At 48.5% G+C, this 15,491-nt stretch carries 12 protein-coding genes and 1 pseudogene; 7 read left to right on the forward strand and 6 right to left on the reverse strand.

Features of this window, described 5'->3' with window-relative positions; genetic code table 11:
- Positions 1-348: 348 nt before the first annotated feature.
- Together H6G50_RS08120 and H6G50_RS08125 are read right to left on the reverse strand one after the other, a co-directional pair.
- The gene (locus H6G50_RS08120) at positions 349-1,953 is read right to left on the reverse strand and encodes a 2-isopropylmalate synthase (protein ID WP_190715061.1); all 1,605 of its coding nucleotides are present in this window, start codon (positions 1,951-1,953) and stop codon (positions 349-351) included.
- Positions 1,954-2,291: 338 nt separating this feature from the next.
- A complete protein-coding gene (locus tag H6G50_RS08125) occupies positions 2,292-2,813 on the reverse strand; it encodes an NYN domain-containing protein (RefSeq protein ID WP_190715063.1) in 522 nt (173 codons plus the stop codon).
- A gap of 785 nt (positions 2,814-3,598) precedes the next feature.
- Between H6G50_RS08125 and glgB the strand changes: the two genes are divergently transcribed.
- The 5 genes and pseudogenes from glgB to H6G50_RS08150 all read left to right on the forward strand — a co-directional run bounded on the left by glgB (position 3,599) and on the right by H6G50_RS08150 (position 9,821).
- Entirely contained in the window at positions 3,599-5,884 is a 2,286-nt protein-coding gene (gene glgB / locus H6G50_RS08130; RefSeq protein WP_190715065.1) for a 1,4-alpha-glucan branching enzyme, read from the forward strand.
- Between the two features lie 343 nt (positions 5,885-6,227).
- Positions 6,228-7,793: pseudogene (locus tag H6G50_RS08135) on the forward strand (NAD(P)H-quinone oxidoreductase subunit 4); the annotation flags it as partial.
- 107 nt (positions 7,794-7,900) lie between these two features.
- Entirely contained in the window at positions 7,901-8,620 is a 720-nt protein-coding gene (locus H6G50_RS08140) for a GUN4 domain-containing protein (protein ID WP_190715069.1), read from the forward strand.
- 572 nt (positions 8,621-9,192) lie between these two features.
- Entirely contained in the window at positions 9,193-9,417 is a 225-nt protein-coding gene (locus H6G50_RS08145) for a DUF2281 domain-containing protein (protein WP_190715071.1), read from the forward strand.
- A complete protein-coding gene (locus H6G50_RS08150; protein WP_190715073.1) occupies positions 9,417-9,821 on the forward strand; it encodes a type II toxin-antitoxin system VapC family toxin in 405 nt (134 codons plus the stop codon). Before H6G50_RS08145 ends, H6G50_RS08150 begins: the two co-directional genes overlap by 1 nt.
- Positions 9,822-10,045: 224 nt before the next feature.
- On the opposite strand, the gene H6G50_RS08155 is transcribed toward H6G50_RS08150, so the two are convergent.
- The 3 genes from H6G50_RS08155 to H6G50_RS08165 form a co-directional block, all read right to left on the reverse strand.
- Positions 10,046-11,095 (reverse strand): anthranilate phosphoribosyltransferase family protein, encoded by a 1,050-nt coding sequence (locus H6G50_RS08155; RefSeq protein ID WP_190715075.1) that lies wholly within the window; start codon positions 11,093-11,095, stop codon positions 10,046-10,048.
- A 221-nt stretch (positions 11,096-11,316) separates the two neighbouring features.
- On the reverse strand, positions 11,317-12,528 hold the full coding sequence (locus tag H6G50_RS08160; protein WP_190715077.1) for a HEAT repeat domain-containing protein: 1,212 nt from the start codon (positions 12,526-12,528) through the stop codon (positions 11,317-11,319).
- Positions 12,529-12,660: 132 nt separating this feature from the next.
- A complete protein-coding gene (locus H6G50_RS08165) occupies positions 12,661-13,485 on the reverse strand; it encodes a creatininase family protein (RefSeq protein ID WP_347239911.1) in 825 nt (274 codons plus the stop codon).
- A 297-nt stretch (positions 13,486-13,782) separates the two neighbouring features.
- Here H6G50_RS08165 and H6G50_RS08170 point away from each other — a divergent pair, with 297 nt between their 5' ends.
- Both H6G50_RS08170 and H6G50_RS08175 read left to right on the forward strand, forming a co-directional pair.
- A complete protein-coding gene (locus H6G50_RS08170) occupies positions 13,783-13,986 on the forward strand; it encodes a hypothetical protein (RefSeq protein ID WP_242032756.1) in 204 nt (67 codons plus the stop codon).
- A 65-nt stretch (positions 13,987-14,051) separates the two neighbouring features.
- On the forward strand, positions 14,052-14,426 hold the full coding sequence (locus tag H6G50_RS08175) for a TMEM175 family protein (RefSeq protein WP_190715080.1): 375 nt from the start codon (positions 14,052-14,054) through the stop codon (positions 14,424-14,426).
- Here H6G50_RS08175 and H6G50_RS08180 read toward each other — a convergent pair.
- Positions 14,419-15,276, reverse strand: a complete 858-nt coding sequence (locus H6G50_RS08180; protein ID WP_190715081.1) for a nucleotidyltransferase domain-containing protein — start codon at positions 15,274-15,276, stop codon at positions 14,419-14,421. The genes H6G50_RS08175 and H6G50_RS08180 overlap by 8 nt on opposite strands.
- Positions 15,277-15,491 lie beyond the last annotated feature (215 nt).

Below are 15,491 nucleotides of genomic sequence, written 5' to 3' on the forward strand. Positions count from 1 at the left end.
GCCTGGGGAGAGTTCGACCTCTGTCAACTAGACGCAAATCTAGTTGGCAAGTTGTCTCGCTGAATCAGGAATCCCCGTTACTTTAGTACGGGGAGTGTCAATCTCTATTCCTTTCCTAATAAAAACAACTCTTAGCGTTGCCGACTGCGATAATTTTTAGGGGGATAGTAGACTCCACGCGATGGCAATCCAAAATATATTCATTGAATTCCCGGACTCGTTGGCAACTCTCCGGATTTTCTGGGCGGCTAGGGGAAGCAATTTTGAATCTCGAGCGCGAGGGACTCCGAAGCTTATCGGGTTAGTCCGCTCGCGCTGTTGAATAGCGTGAATTCCAAGGGAGCGAGCTTAGATTGTCGCGATCGCTTGAGTTGCATCGCTTTGTTGCCGCTGCAACGCACCGCACAAGCGGTTCAACGCGCTAATATAAGCGCGAGCCGAAGCGACGATAATATCGGTATTCGCAGCATGACCGGAGTAAGTTCGCCCTTGATGGCGCAGGCGAATGGTCACTTCTCCCATTGCATCGATCCCTTCGGTAACAGATTTAACCGAAAATTCGATCAGTTCGTTGGGAATATTGGTGACGCGGTTGATTGCTTTATAGACAGCATCGACCGGCCCAGTTCCGATCGCGGCATCCGTGCGTTCTTCGCCTTCGGGAGTGCGAATTGTTACCGTTGCCGTCGGGCAGGCGCGATCGCCGCAAGAAACTTGCACGAACTCCAAGCGGAACAATTCAGCCGGTTGCTGCGTTTCGTCGTTAACGATCGCTTCTAAATCCCAGTCGGTAATTTCCTTCTTTTTGTCGGCAACTTCTTTAAAGCGCACAAAGGCTTTATTTAACTCCGTTTCTGACAGTTCGTAGCCCAATTCCTTCAAGCGGGTACTGAAGGCGTGGCGGCCGGAAAGTTTGCCTAAAACGATGAGATTATTAGTCAATCCGATGGATTCGGCATCCATAATCTCGTAAGTAAGGCGGTTTTTCAGCACGCCATCTTGATGAATTCCGGATTCGTGGGCGAAGGCATTTGCACCGACGATCGCTTTATTGGGTTGTACCGTCATCCCGGTGAGGTTAGACACCAAACGGGAGGTTTTGGCAATTTGTCGCGTATCGATGTTGGTGAGGGGTTCCTCGGATTCTGCCGGACGACCGAGGAAGGGGTTGAAGTATTGGCGGCGGACGTAAAGCGCCATCACCAGTTCTTCGAGGGCGGCGTTTCCGGCGCGTTCGCCGATCCCGTTAATCGTGCATTCGAGTTGGCGCGCGCCGTTTTTAATGGCTTCGAGGAAGTTAGCAACGGCGAGTCCGAGGTCGTTGTGTCCGTGGACGGAGATGATGGCGCGATCGATATTCGGCACGTTCTTTTTAATGCCGCCGATCAATGCACCAAACTCTCCCGGTGTCAAGTACCCAACCGTATCGGGGATATTAACGGTGGTTGCGCCCGCATCAATGGCGGCTTCCAGGACTTGATAGAGGAATTCCGGATCGCTGCGTCCGGCATCTTCCGGGGAGAATTCGACATCATCCGTAAAGGTTTTGGCGTAGGCGACCATTTCCGGCGCGATCGCGAGAACTTCAGAGCGCGATCGCTTCAATTTATACTTGAGGTGAATGTCGGAGGTGGCGATAAAGGTGTGAATTCGGGATTTGTGGGCGGGTTTGAGCGCTTCGCCCGCGCGGGCGATATCTTCAGTACGCGCTCGCGCCAAACCGCAAATCGTCGGCCCGCCTTCGATTCCTACCACTTCAGCAATTCTTTGTACCGCCTCAAAATCGCCGGGGCTAGTGTAGGGAAAACCGGCTTCAATAATGTCAACGCCCAGTCTTGCTAGGGACTTCGCGATCGACAGTTTTTCATCCAGGTTCAGGCTAGCACCGGGCGATTGTTCGCCATCGCGGAGAGTCGTATCGAAGATGATAATGCGATCGCTCTGGACGTTCATTATTTCATTCCAATTTTTTGAGTGGTTTAACACTCTCTACTCTAAACCAATTTTCCAGAACTGAGCTAGCCGCCTCGATACAAATTTTAAAGCCCAGCGCTCAAAACCATTCGAGAGGTTTTACCACCCGCAAACCCAGCTAATGCCTAGCTTTAAGTCGGTTAGCAAGGTCGGTAGTCAGGTATCGGAGTGCGCAGCGTAACGCACCTCTCGATTGATGGGCAGATGCGTCACGGCGCGAAGATAAATTCATTTAAATCGCGCCTAACGCACCTTAAGAGTTTTACTGCCTCAATGCTGTCAATTTTCCCCGATCGATTGTCAATTGTTAAAGGAAGCTACAAACAATCGTTTTTCTCAATGGCGTTGCGAATATCGTTGAGATCGATGTAACAATCGGCAGCATTGCGTAATTCTCTAGCGATCATTCCTTCGGTTGAGACGACCGTAATATGGGTATTTTTCGATCGCAACAATTCGATCGCGCGTTCAAAGTCCCCATCCCCACTAAAAAGCACGACTCGATTATACTGTTCGCAGGTATTAAACATATCGACCACAATTTCAATATCGAGATTGGCTTTTTGGGAATAACGCCCAGAATTATCGTCGTAATATTCTTTAAGAATCTTCGTCCGTACCGTATACCCCAAACTGATTAAAGCATCCCGAAAACCGCGCTGATCTTGGGGGTCTTTTAGTCCGGTGTACCAAAACGCATTGACTAAAGTTACATAGGGTTCGCTTTTGAAATACTCGAGAACGCGACGGGGATCGAAAAACCAACCATTTTTTTGTTGAGCATAGAACATATTGTTTCCGTCCACAAAGACAGAAAGACGATCCTTAATAAAATGCATAAATAGGAATACCTGAGATTAGAAAATAAGCAACTTTGTTGCAACCTAATATTTTAGCAACTTTCCATTCCAAAAAGTCCCAATTTTTGCGCTACCTGTTTTTCTGCCTAGCGACAGCCTTCAAGCAAAAGACAATTTTGTTACCAGTCCGAGGATTTCCTCGCGACAGAGGAGTGCAGAAGGAGAGTTAAAGACGATTCGCGATCGCGATCGAACAGATAGCTGTAGGAAAATATTATTGAGAGCGAGGTAATGGCAAAAAAATATCGAAAGGCTTGACCTCGAAACTATTCTCGAGATAGCCAAAGCCGGATAAGCATAAATTTTTCATTAGCTGTAGGAAGTCAACTTAGGCTGAGGCTCGACCTAGAAAGAGTGACAAGCCTCGAGGGGGGTATTAACATTTGAGAGCCGCTCCGGTGGGAGTCGCGTGACGGAACTAATTTAAGATTAAATTAAGAAATACTATACACGAACCGCTCCTGACAATCCCCAGCGCCAAAACGCCAGACATTGCAGGTGAGGTCGCTCTAAATGGTTCACTACGGATCGTAGCAGGATTTTGGGCTTTTTAAGGCGCTCGGCATCGGAGTTAAGTCAGGGAGCCAATCTCAGAACAAGGCTTGACAAAATTAATAAATTGCGTACATTTCCCCTCGAGATTCAAGACGACCCTCAGACGCGGAAAATCGAGCCAACCCATCTGTATCCAAACTGGACTAAACTGGTCACAACCTTTTTTTCTACCCTAAATTCTTCGCTCGATCGCTCTCAATCATACATAAATGCATACAACCACTCCCCGCGAACAAGTCGATCTCATTGTTTATAACCAACACCACGACCCCTTTCAAATCCTCGGTCCCCATCCGGTCGAGCAAAATGGGGACAGTCCCAATCAGTGGGTCGTTCGCGCCTATCTCCCCAAAGCATCTGCCGCTTGGGTCATCTGTCCGGACGAGCGCAAAGAGTATTCCATGCAATCCGTCCATCATCCCAACTTTTTTGAATGCGCGATCGCAACAGAAGAACTCGCTAACTACCAACTCCGCATCCAAGAAGGAGAACACGAGCGCGTCACCTACGACCCCTATGCCTTCCGCTCCCCCAAACTCACCGAGTTTGACCTCCACCTCTTCACCGAAGGCAACCATCACCGCATTTACGAAAAACTCGGCGCTCACCCCACTGAAATCGACGGTATCACAGGCGTTTACTTCGCAGTTTGGGCCCCTAGCGCTCGCAACGTTTCAGTTCTGGGCGACTTCAACCAGTGGGACGGACGACAGCATCAAATGCGCAAAAAGGGAAATGGAACCTGGGAACTCTTCATTCCCGAACTCGGTGTCGGCACTTCCTATAAATACGAAATTAAAAACCAAGAAGGTCACATCTACGAAAAATCCGACCCCTATGGTTTTCAGCAAGAAGTTCGCCCCAAAACCGCCTCTATCGTCGCTAACCTCGATAACTACCAATGGAATGACAGCGATTGGCTAGAAAAGCGCCGCCATACCGAACCTCTCACGCAACCCGTCTCGGTCTATGAAGTTCACATCGGTTCTTGGTTGCACGAATCTTACGACAACCCGCCCCGCCACCTCCACGGCGAAGGTCAATCGATAGCCGTTAACGAATATAAATACGGCGCGCGCTATCTAACCTACTACGAACTGGCTGAAAAATTAATCCCCTACGTCAAAGAACTGGGTTACACCCACATCGAACTCTTACCCATTGCCGAACATCCCTTCGATGGCTCTTGGGGGTATCAAGTTACGGGGTATTACGCGCCAACCTCGCGTTTTGGCACTCCAGAAGATTTCATGTATTTTGTAGACCAATGTCACAAAAACGATATTGGCGTAATTGTAGACTGGGTTCCCGGACATTTCCCCAAAGACGGACACGGTTTAGCATTTTTTGATGGAACTCACCTTTACGAACATGGCGATCCTCGCAAGGGCGAACATAAAGAGTGGGGAACGCTAGTTTTTAATTACTCTCGCAACGAAGTCCGCAACTTCTTAGTTGCCAATGCTCTTTTTTGGTTCGATAAATACCACATTGATGGCATTCGCGTGGATGCGGTTGCTTCCATGCTTTATCTCGATTACTGTCGAAATCCGGGCGAGTGGGTCACGAATGAATATGGCGGTCGGGAAAATCTAGAAGCAGCAGATTTCTTGCGTCAGGTGAACTCGGTTTTATTTAGTTATTTTCCCGGCGTAATTTCTGTTGCTGAAGAATCGACTTCTTGGCCGATGGTATCTTGGCCGACTTACGCAGGGGGATTAGGCTTCAATTTGAAGTGGAATATGGGCTGGATGCACGATATGTTGGATTATTTCCACATGGATCCGTGGTTCCGACAGTTCCACCAAAACAACATTACGTTTAGTATGTGGTACAACCACAGCGAGAATTATATGTTGGCGCTTTCCCACGATGAAGTGGTTCACGGGAAAAGTTCCATGATTGGCAAAATGCCCGGGGATACGTGGCAAAAGTTGGCGAACGTTCGCTGCTTGTTTTCGTATATGTACGCCCATCCCGGTAAGAAAACCATGTTTATGAGCATGGAATTGGGACAATGGGGTGAGTGGAATGTGTGGAGCGACTTGGACTGGGAGCTTTTGCAGTACGAACCGCACCAACAATTAAAACAGTTCTTCTGCGCGCTGAATTTGTTGTATAAAACCGAGCCAGCTTTGTACAGCCGAGATTTCGAGCAAGAAGGGTTTGAGTGGATCGATTGTAGCGATAATCGTCATAGCGTCGTCTCTTTTATGCGTCGCGCGAAAGAAAGCGATGAGTTTATTGTTGTCGTTTGCAATTTTACGCCCCAACCTTACAGTCACTACCGAATTGGCGTACCAGAGGCTGGCTTTTATGCGGAAATTTTCAACAGCGATGCCAAACCTTTTGGTGGAAGCAATATGGGGAATTTAGGCGGAAAGTGGACGGAGGAGTGGTCGTTCCACGAGCATCCCTATTCTCTTGATTTGTGTTTGCCACCTTTGGGCGTTTTGATGTTTAAGTGGGAACCTAAAGAAGAGGTCGATGCTTAACTAAAATTTGGCAATTCTCGCGCCAGCAGGGCGAAGCTTCATTGACTCAGTTGGCGCGGGAGGTCAAATTTAGAAGAAAATTTTCGATGAGAGACGGTAGAGCATTCTGCGATCGCAACAACTTCGCCCTCTTGCTTTAAAAAATTGACCTAATCTTACCGAAGGTTAAAGTAGGCTGAAATTCGAGCGCCGGACGCTCCAACTTGGTTTAAGGTGTATAGAGCGCGATCGCGGGTGAATTCAATCAGAGTAAGCTATTTGCCCCCTCTGCCCCTTCCCCCGCACGCCACATCCTAACCCATAACCCCAAACCGAACCGATCCAGTTCTTAGTAACCTTAGCCATGAATCTAGAAAATTTTCCCTGGCTAACCACGATTATCCTGTTTCCCATTGCTGCCGCAATGCTGATTCCGATTATTCCGGATAAAGACGGCAAAACCGTGCGATGGTACGCTTTGGTTATCGGGTTAATCGACTTTGCCTTTATCGTTTACGCATTCTGTACTGGGTATGACTTCTCCAACCCCAACCTGCAACTGGTAGAAAGTTACACCTGGCTGCCGGAACTCGACTTGAAATGGTCGGTTGGAGCCGATGGCCTCTCCATGCCTTTAATTTTGCTCACCGGCTTTATTACCACCTTAGCAACGATGGCCGCTTGGCCCGTCACGCTCAAGCCGAAACTCTTCTACTTCTTGATGCTCGCAATGTACGGCGGACAGATTGCCGTTTTCGCCGTTCAGGATCTGCTGCTCTTTTTCCTGGTATGGGAGTTGGAGTTGGTGCCGGTGTACTTGATTTTAGCGATTTGGGGCGGGAAAAAGCGCCTCTACGCCGCGACTAAATTTATTCTCTACACGGCGGGGGGATCGCTATTTATCCTGATTGCAGCGCTAACGATGGCGTTTTACGGCGATACGACGACTTTCGATATGAGCGCGATCGCAGCCAAGGATTTCCCCATTAAACTACAACTTCTCCTCTACGGCGGTTTTCTCATCGCTTACGGTGTAAAACTGCCCATCTTCCCCCTTCATACCTGGCTGCCGGACGCGCACGGCGAAGCCACTGCCCCCGCCCATATGTTACTGGCGGGCATCCTCTTAAAAATGGGCGGATATGCCCTGCTTCGCATGAACGCGGGAATGCTACCCGACGCTCACGCGACCTTCGCCCCCGTCCTCGTTATTCTGGGGGTGGTGAATATTATCTACGCCGCGCTTACCTCTTTTGCTCAACGCAATCTCAAGCGCAAAATTGCCTATTCTTCCATCTCCCACATGGGATTCGTGCTGATTGGGATGGCATCTTTTACGCCCTTGGGAATCAGCGGCGCAGTGCTGCAAATGATTTCCCACGGCTTAATTGGGGCGAGCTTATTCTTTATGGTCGGCTGTACCTACGATCGCACCCATACGCTGATGTTAGATGAAATGGGCGGCGTAGGGCAGAAAATGAAGAAAGTCTTCGCGATGTGGACGGCTTGTTCTTTGGCTTCTCTCGCGTTGCCGGGAATGAGCGGTTTTGTCGCCGAATTGATGGTATTTGTCGGTTTCGCCACCAGCGATGCCTATAGCCTCCCCTTCCGAGTGATTGTCGTTCTCTTAGCAGCGGTAGGCGTAATTCTCACGCCGGTTTACCTGCTCTCGATGCTGCGAGAAATCTTCTACGGTAAAGAAAATCCAGAGCTTGCCGACGAATCGCTTATCGACGCAGAACCGCGCGAAGTGTTTATTATTGCTTGCTTACTCGTTCCCATTATTGGGATTGGATTTTACCCGAAAATTGCAACGCAGATTTACGATTCAACTACGACAGCTTTAACGCAACGGTTGCGCGCCTCCGTTCCGACTTTAGCAGCCTCGAATGCTATGACGGGGCAGTCTCAATCTCTTGCCGTTTTGCGCGCGCCAGAAATTCGTTAAAAGGCGCGATCGCACTGAGGTTAAAACCGGGTTTCTCGTTACAATAAGCCAGCGGTTATTGTTAATTGAGAAGCCCGGTTTTTCTCACGATGAAGAAATGGAAATGGCTTAAAATTGCGATCGCGGGCTTCCTGATTTTCGCTCTGGCGCGATTCGGACTGCCCTTAGCCAAATCGGGATGCTGGCTCGATTGGTGTCCCTTCGCTTCCTATTCTTCTCCCAGTCTTCCCCTCTCGGGATCGGCAGCCTCAGAAGTCGGTTTAAATTATTCCCAATTATCTCTTTTTCTCTCCCATAAAAACTTCAAAAAAGCCGATCGCGAAACCGCTGAAAAAATCCTCCAAGCTGTCAATAAACAGAAGTTTGGGATGCTAGAATCAAAAGATATTAAAAACTTCCCCTGTCAAGATTTACGCACCCTCAATAATCTTTGGCTCCACCACAGCCAAGGGAAATTTGGCTTCACCGTTCAACAGCAACTCTACGCCTCAATTCATAACGAATTGCAGCAACAATCGCCGCGCAATCCTTATCTTAATTCCGATTCCTTCGATCGCTTTGCCGAACGGGTAGAATGGAAACGCGCCAATCGACCGTACCTCGAACCGAAAGACGAATTACCGCTCAATCCCGCAGGAAAACCCGGACACCTCCCCCGGTATTATCTCCAGTTAAAAGTTCATCGCTGCTGCCGGGAATTTGTTGCGGGAACGCTATGTTTTCTATGTCGATCTCCTTTAAGTACGGCTCCTGAAATGATGCAAGAGTTTTCAGAACGCACGAAAAGTTGTTATTTAAAATCGGGTTGAAGATTGATGAGCAATGAAGCCAATACTTGCCGCAAGTATGTAGAATCTAAGTTATTCTTGACTACACCCGAGAATAAGTCCGCACCCTCTACCGTTCTACCCTAGAGAGCCGGTCAACCTACTCAGTCATGGGCAAAATTGCGCTGGTGGGCATTGCCGCCTTGATGCCCTTTTTTTTAGGTTCAATCCCAGAAACGGCAATGCCCACCCTACGATAGAGCGTGTTTGACCGATGAAAAGGGTTCTGCAACGTTGGGCTGATCCCGAACAGCGATCGCAAATTATTGATTTGTTAGCAGAACGGGGATAAACTTTGAAAACTCGAAGGAGGCAACGAACCAACCGGACGCTGACCCGTTCGATAGCACAACCCCATTGGGATGTAGCCAGGGATGCTGAGGGAAAGGATAAGGCTTGGCGGGTAGCTGATACCAATTCTCAGTTACGATGCACTAAATTTTTCGTCGTAGGGGCATAACATTGTTATGCCCTCTTCGGGAATCATGCAAAATCAATGAGAATTGGTATGAGATTATGGCAGAGATTCAAGGAATTTTGGAGAACTAATTGAAATGAGCATCGAGCAAACAGTATTAGAAAAATTACGGCAGTTGCCTCTAGATAAACAGCAGGAGTTACTGGATTTTGCTGAATTTTTATACCAAAAAATAACAAATAAGTCTTCTTTAAGGAGTGTTAGGGGATTATGTGCCGATTTGAAGGTAGATATTACTGAGAAAGAGATTGCTAAAGCGCGAAAAGAAATGTGGGGTAATTTTCCAAGGGATATCATCTAATGACATCAGTTGTAGCGGATACACATACTTTAATTTGGTATATTTTTGATTTACCAAGATTATCAGAAGCCGCATTAACCGCATTAGAACAAGCAGTTAATGCAGGAAATCCTATTTATGTATCAGCTATCTCAATCGTAGAAATTGCTTATTTGGTTGAGAAGGGACGCTTAGAAGAAGAAGTCCTGACCCGTATTTTAAATGCTTTGGACGACCCCAACGTTGGTATTACCCTAGCACCTCTAGAACGTAATGTGTCGGCAACGATTCGACAAATTGACCGTGTAATAGTTCCGGATATGCCAGATAGGATTATTGCTGCTACAGCTTTGTCTTTAGGTTTTCCTCTTGTTACTCGCGATCTGAAAATTCAGGGGTTAACTAACATTCATACGATTTGGTGAAGATGTAGCGGATATTTTGCAGAAGGATCGGCGGGTGGTAGAGACTATGGCAGAGATTCAAGAAATAATGTATAAAAATTGGTAGTGGCTCTACACCTAGAGAGCCGGTCAACTACTCGATCGCGGGCAAAATTACGCGGGTGGGCATTGCCGACTTTATGCCTTTTTTTTAGGTTCAATCCCAGAAACGGCAATGCCCACCCTACGATAGAGCGTGTTTGACTTCAACGGATAGCCGCGCGAATCTCGTCCCGTTTCGCTGCCACTGCACCCCCCACTAACAATTCCTCCGCCCGTTGCAATCCCACTGCAAAATCGTCGCAAACGCCACAGCGCCAGAGGTAGAAGCCGCTATTCCAAACAATCGCGCGGAACAATTCTGAAGGTTTCCCCGCCAGTACCGTTTCGAGTTGTGCGAACAATTCTTGCTCCGACTCTAACGCTACATCTTTTCCGGCAAAACCATAATCGTGGGGATTGAGCTTGAGATACTTAAATCCTGCTTCGCTATCGGGCTGACTGGCAACAACGATGGTTGTTTGCGACAGGCGCAAATCGCAACTCCCCTCTAACCCTTTCACTAAGGTATAGTCTCTCTGTCCGCGTTCGGCGAAGGCAACTTTCATCATCGCTTCGGTGGGCGGATGAACGTAACCGGCAATCAGATGGTGCGAACCGGCATAAGGCGACCACATGAGTTCTAATGTGGCGAGGGGCGGGCGTTTGCCGATTTGGTCGCGGTAGGGAACGAGGGCGGCGGCGAGGGGGAATTGTTCGGATATATGAACGAAGGTAAATCCAGTTTGCTCGAGCAAGGTTTGTAGTTGAGAGGCGTTGCGGTGTGCGAACTCCAATCCGAGTCCGCGCCAAATAGCGACGAGGGGAATACCGTATTTGGTGGGCATGATATCGCCGCCGTGGAGGATGACGTTTACGCCCGTTGCTGCGAGGAGTAAGGCGGTAATTGGGGTTAAGGGGGCGGTGCGACTGCGCCCGTCGTAGGGAATGCCAAAAACGACAACGGGGTAAAGAGAGGGAGGGAGCGGTTGCAGTTTGTGGCTCAATTCGTCGTAGCTATCTAACATCCCGGCGAGTTCGATACCGGTGGGACGTTTGATGCGATGGGCGATGAGGAATGCACCAATTTGAGCGGGGGTGGCTTCTTGGGTTAACATCATCCCGGCGGCGATCGCGGCTTCGCTTCGGGTTAAATCTTTTTTAGTATGTTGACCGCTCCCGACTTTTTTTAAGAGTTCTCTAAATTGGTTGCTCATAGGAATTATGAATTATGAGTTATGAATTATAAATGGTGAGTTATGAATTATGAATTATGAGTTATGAGTTATGAGGGATGAATTGGGAATGGTGAATTAAAGGATTAGTTAAAGCTTAGGATAAAAACTGCGAACAAGCGCTATAAATGCCGCCCAGTGTTAATTGTTTTAGCACAAAAGGTCGGCAAGCGCTGTCCGGTTTTGATAGTTTTCCTTTGAAGCTAGGATGCGATCGCGTCGTTAGGCGAGTTAGGAAAGCGTTTGAGTGCTGCGATCGCGTGCAATTTTACGCTATTTTTAGGAGAGTTGGCCAGGAGTTGCAAAACGGATATCCCTTTTTTATCTTGCAATTGTCCGAGACTGTGGGCTAGGGCTTGCTCGATCTGCATTTTAACGAGTTGGGGATGTTGACTTTCATAAAAATCGAGCAAAATCCTTGCTGCTTGTCCTTTGAGCGCTTCAGAGCGAATTCTACCGAGGGCGCGAAGGAGGGCGAGAATTCCTTGCTCGGACAGGAAAGGTAATGCTTGCTGTAAATAAGCTAAACTGCTGGCAGTTTCTCGCCATGCTAGGGCTTGAATCAGCGTTAGTTGTAGGGGGACTGGGGTAAGCGGAGATTGGAGCGTTTCGGATAAGTAGCATTCGGCTTCCTCCCCCGGCATTTTCCCGATCGCGATCGCGGCTTGCTGGCAAACTTCGAGATGAAAATCGTAAAGCAGCGGCCGTAAATGCGCCAATAAGTTATATTCTGCGGCTGAATCTGCCCGAAATCCCAGCCCGATCGCGGCTTCTTTACGAATGGGCGCTTCTAAGTCGCCTAATGCTTCAATTAAGACTGAAATAATGCGAGGATCGCGGAAGTTCGCTAAGGCTTCAATTGCGGTTGCCCGCAGGGTTGCATCGGGGGCGCGCGCTATCGTTAATAAGGGTGCGATCGCTTCGGGAGAGTGAATTTGCGCTAACGCGCGCGCTGCGACTCGTTGCAGGGGGGAACACTCCAGTAGCGGCGCGAGAACGCGAACGGCAGCCGCACCGAAATTTGCTAAAGCGTTGGCGGCAATCTCGATTAAATCGCTATCTTCTGTCGTCGCTAGCACTTGCGCTAATGCGAGAATGGCATCGTCGCGATCGAATCCGGCTAAAATGCGAGCGGCAAACCAGCGCTCCTCTAAATCAGCGCTTTCATCTTGAATAATCTCTGCTAGCGGCGCGATCGCCATTGTCCCTAATTTGGGAATAATTTTAGCGACTTCCCACCGTTCCTTAAAGTCACCCCGTTCCAAAACAGTCAAGCCAAGTTCTAAGAGCGTTTCTTGGGTTTCCTTGCTGCAACTGTCGTTCGTGCAGAGAATTAATTGCTGCAAGCACTGCTCGACGAAAGTAAGACGCTCTTGCGCTCCGCCTTTAATATCTTGTTTGTGGGGAGGATTCATGCTAGGAGGTTAACCTTTAAAGATTGCGTTTTATTACAATGTCAGCATCTTAATCACTTGCACCGTAGAACTTTAGTAATCTTCCATACAGAATTTTTTAAATCATGCACTTTAAGAAATAGATTGATTCTTTTATTGCATTGTGCCGAGGGGGTGCGGTTGCTCGAACTGATGAAGATCGCCGATCGCTTGTACCCAGCCAGCGACCAAAGCAGCTTTGAGCCGATCGCCTTTTTCCCGGGTTGCGATCGTTGCATCGCCCAAAACGCCACTTTTGCTTAAATCCTGCGTCGCCCAAGCGAAGGGCAAACGTCCTTCCATGCTCAAGAGGCTATTTTGAGGCAGATTTTGGGGAAATTCAAAGACGGCGCGCTCCATTTTCACCCAATCGGGCAATAAAGAGAGCATTAAGCTAGTTTCAATGCCGCCTGCATGGATTCCCCATTCGATTTCTTTGCGATCGAATAACGCCTCCGCGACTTCCGCGACTTGGGGAACATTCCACAAAAAGAGCGGAAAAACGCAAAAATCGCCGTACTTGAGGTGAATATCCCGCGCTGCGATCGCCAGAACCTCCGGTTGTCCGCCGTGAGCGTTAACAAAGGCTAATTTACGAAAACCAGCGCGGTACAAGCTATCAGCGAGATCCATCAAGATCGCGAGTAACGTCGTTGCTGAGAGCGAAATCGTACCGGGAAAGTGCCAATGCTCGTTCGATTTGCCGTAGTATAGCGTCGGTAGCGCGTAGGCGGGGATATCTGAGTCTAACACCTCTAAAGCAGCGCCGAGAATGCCCGATGCGATCGCAGCATCCACCGCTAAGGGTAAATGAGGGCCGTGCTGTTCGATCGCGCCAATCGGCTGGAGAATCACTGTATTGGCGCGATCTGGAATTGCTTCAATATCCGTCTGCGTTAGGTAAGGATAATAGCGTTCTGGAGGAATAAAACCGTGAATCATCAGAAAAAAAACAATTTTGAACGAGCGGATGTGAGATTTATCAGCGTCAGTACAATCGTATGGAGCTAAACGCTTTGTTTCCTAACATACTCCGAATCGCTCGCCGCTTCCACCCGCGATAAATCTTCTAATAAAGAAATCTTTAAATTTTTCGCTTGCAGATTTTGGGGCTGCGCTAACACAGTTCCCAGCGCATCTAAGAATGCCTATCTCAACCTTCTTCGCGTCGATGGCAACCTCACCTTAGTCGGCGCTTCCCCAAATCCCCATGATGTTGCTGCTTTTAACCTGATTATGGGTCGCCGCAGTCTTTCTGGCTCTAACATTGGCGGTATTGCCGAAACCCAGGAAATGCTCGATTTTTGCGGCGAACACAATATCACTGCCGATGTGGAAGTGATTCCCATTCAGAAGGTTAATGAAGCCTACGAGCGATTACTGAAGTCCGATGTGAAGTACCGCTTTGCGATCGATATGGCATCGCTGAAATCTGAGTAACCGAAGAGCGATCGCGTAGCAACCCAAACTCGATCTTTTAACAACTACGGGTAGAGGAGGCAAGCTTGGAAACGAACCGCTTGGAGGCATTCAGCGACGGTGTTTTCGCGATCGCGATTACCCTGCTGGTACTCGAAATCAAAGTTCCGCCTCCCAGTACAGCCCTCGGAGCAGCACTCCTCCAGCTTTGGCCGTCCTATCTTGCCTACGTCGTGAGCTTCCTGGCGATCGGTGCGATCGCGCTGGGCTGCATGGGGCTGAACTATGGCTGTAGTAATACCCTCAGCAAGCAAGAAAGTATCTCTCTACTGCAAGCGCCGGTAGAACGTTGCCCATCACCCGCCGTAGATAACCTCTGCATCATAACCGATCAACTCTCGGCGGTCGGTGTGCATGGGCGTTGTTGTGCGGCATTGCCAACCCCTGTAGACTTTACATGACCAACCGGCGATCGCCATACCATTGACTCAAATCCTGTTCAATTTCATCCAGAATGGCGATCGCATCCATAATTGACTTTGCATCAGCTGTTAACAAAGCAAACACTGACTCAACCCGTTGTTGATAGTCTTGTGGACACAGCGCAAAACTGTTGGCAACTGCCACCGCGCCTTTCTCGTTCAATAAGTACTCTTCATTGAGTGCAAATAATGCCTGATTTATACAAGCCACGCTGCGGAAACAACACCCTGCGGCATAGGCAACGTCACCGCGTGCAACAGCCTTTCCCGCAATGAACAGTGAAAAACTAATTTCCCAGGCAAACGTGTTGATTGTTGCTTGTTTAAGCTGACTTGGATAGAGAGTTGTCCTAGTCTTTAAAGCGTCTAGAACGCCATGCGGATCATAAAGCGGCAAACCAATTGCCACTTCACCCATATAAATAGAGGATACAAAGCCGTGGGGATGACCAGGCTGATAATCAATTGTAATTTGCCCAGCATGGCAATCATCAATGACACGGCTAACCTGAGCCACATCACGATAGAGAAAGTCTACTGGGACACCTTCTACCTGTAGCCAACCACCGCCATTAATCCATTTTCCCCATCCTCCAATTGGGGTGATTAAATTTTGGCGATGAGTGTCGTCAATTTCAGAGGCAAGGCGATTGAGCGCAACTAAATCAAGTGGATTCTCTGGCTTGTAGTAAATTCCCAGATCTACATCTGACTTCTGTGTAGGGTTGCCTCGTGCCCTTGAACCACCTAGAGCGATCGCTGCAATTCCCTGAACTGACTGCAAACGATCGACAACAGAGTGGATAAACTGAGGCAATTGCTGATTCATGTTGGCTCCGTTTTCGCCATCAGTTCAAAACCATCTCACATTCGATGCTAACAGACAAGCTTCAAGTAACACCCCCACCGATATCTAAGCCGCACAACTACTTATTGTACCGACTTTTTCTGGATAATCAACCCCTATGGGACAAAAAGCAGAAAGTTTCCGTATAATCCCCTTGTAGGGAATGTTATCCAGAAACATTCTGAATATCCCCCAAT

Source organism: Oscillatoria sp. FACHB-1406 (assembly GCF_014698145.1).
In the GTDB taxonomy this organism is placed as follows: domain Bacteria; phylum Cyanobacteriota; class Cyanobacteriia; order Cyanobacteriales; family Spirulinaceae; genus FACHB-1406.

Bases quoted from the DNA above. Each gene is read 5' to 3' on its own strand.
- H6G50_RS08160 (WP_190715077.1), bottom strand. From the start codon at position 12,528: ATGAATCCTCCCCACAAACAAGATATTAAAGGCGGAGCGCAAGAGCGT.
- H6G50_RS08125 (WP_190715063.1), bottom strand. From the start codon at position 2,813: ATGCATTTTATTAAGGATCGTCTTTCTGTCTTTGTGGACGGAAACAAT.
- H6G50_RS08180 (WP_190715081.1), bottom strand. From the start codon at position 15,276: ATGAATCAGCAATTGCCTCAGTTTATCCACTCTGTTGTCGATCGTTTG.
- H6G50_RS08170 (WP_242032756.1), top strand. From the start codon at position 13,783: ATGGGTCGCCGCAGTCTTTCTGGCTCTAACATTGGCGGTATTGCCGAA.
- H6G50_RS08120 (WP_190715061.1), bottom strand. From the start codon at position 1,953: ATGAACGTCCAGAGCGATCGCATTATCATCTTCGATACGACTCTCCGC.
- H6G50_RS08145 (WP_190715071.1), top strand. From the start codon at position 9,193: ATGAGCATCGAGCAAACAGTATTAGAAAAATTACGGCAGTTGCCTCTA.
- H6G50_RS08140 (WP_190715069.1), top strand. From the start codon at position 7,901: ATGAAGAAATGGAAATGGCTTAAAATTGCGATCGCGGGCTTCCTGATT.
- glgB (WP_190715065.1), top strand. From the start codon at position 3,599: ATGCATACAACCACTCCCCGCGAACAAGTCGATCTCATTGTTTATAAC.
- H6G50_RS08150 (WP_190715073.1), top strand. From the start codon at position 9,417: ATGACATCAGTTGTAGCGGATACACATACTTTAATTTGGTATATTTTT.
- H6G50_RS08155 (WP_190715075.1), bottom strand. From the start codon at position 11,095: ATGAGCAACCAATTTAGAGAACTCTTAAAAAAAGTCGGGAGCGGTCAA.